The 1,230-nt window shown below is 46.6% G+C and carries 1 protein-coding gene; it reads left to right on the forward strand.

Annotated features, from left to right (window positions below):
* Positions 1-399: 399 nt before the first annotated feature.
* Positions 400-927, forward strand: a complete 528-nt coding sequence (locus OKA04_RS24945) for a ribulose-1,5-bisphosphate carboxylase small subunit (protein WP_149346034.1) — start codon at positions 400-402, stop codon at positions 925-927.
* Positions 928-1,230: the final 303 nt, after the last annotated feature.

Consider the following 1,230-nt stretch of genomic DNA (forward strand, 5'->3'; position numbering starts at 1 on the left):
TCTAGTTTCATGGCATTTCCGTTCTATGGTTTTTGCTGAGTATTAGCGGTGTGAAAATGTCGATACTTCAGGTAATCCAATCACATTGAAATAACACCACTGCTTTATTGCTTTATGATGGTGAGATCAGGTAGAACATGGAATCCAGCCCTCAAATTCACAGGCAAAACTCAATGTTAAATTATTTGCAAAGAGGATGTGCGCATATTCCAATAGGGAATTATTTCTCGATCATTGGCAATATATTTATTTATCTCATTCCATATAGATACGAGACAATCTCTGCTGATGACATTACGTCACCCTTAAGAGAGTCATTCCCGCAAATAGATGTTTAATGTTTTGATGGACATACTCTACTACTACTAGCCAGTAAGCTAGCTAACTAACTACGTGGCTATGGCCCCCACCGTGATGGCCTCCTCGGCCACCTCCGTGGCTCCATTCCAAGGGCTCAAGTCCACCGCCGGGCTCCCCGTCAGCCGCCGCTCCACCAACTCGGGCTTCGGCAACGTCAGCAATGGCGGAAGGATCAAGTGCATGCAGGTGTGGCCAATTGAGGGCATCAAGAAGTTCGAGACCCTATCGTACCTGCCACCACTCACCGTGGAGGATCTTTTGAAGCAGATCGAGTACCTGCTTCGATCCAAGTGGGTGCCTTGCCTCGAGTTCAGCAAGGTTGGATTCGTCTACCGTGAGAACCACAGGTCTCCCGGGTACTACGATGGCAGGTATTGGACCATGTGGAAGCTGCCCATGTTCGGCTGCACCGATGCCACCCAGGTGCTCAAGGAGCTCGAGGAGGCCAAGAAGGCCTACCCCGATGCCTTTGTCCGTATCATCGGCTTCGACAACGTCAGGCAGGTGCAGTTGATTAGCTTCATCGCCTACAAGCCCCCAGGTTGCGAGGAGTCTGGTGGCAACTAAGCTAAGATCAAGCATCGCGCTGGTGGATTGCTGCCTATAATAATAGTATGCAGCTTTGTTTTGGGCTATGTTGATGATATATCAATATATAATATGCTATATATTTTTATTTTACAGTTTGGTTATGTACCATCTCAATGGCCTCTGCTCTTAACACATATGTAATAATCTCTTCCCTCCCTCTCCGGCCGGTTTTATTGTAAGAGTACTACAATTATCGTTGGGTGAGGATATGTGAAAACAAAGCTCCGGCTATATACACACAAGATATGTATCTAGAGCATATCTGATAAATTCGTCGAC

Source organism: Luteolibacter flavescens (assembly GCF_025950085.1).
In the GTDB taxonomy this organism is placed as follows: Bacteria; Verrucomicrobiota; Verrucomicrobiia; order Verrucomicrobiales; family Akkermansiaceae; genus Haloferula; species Haloferula flavescens.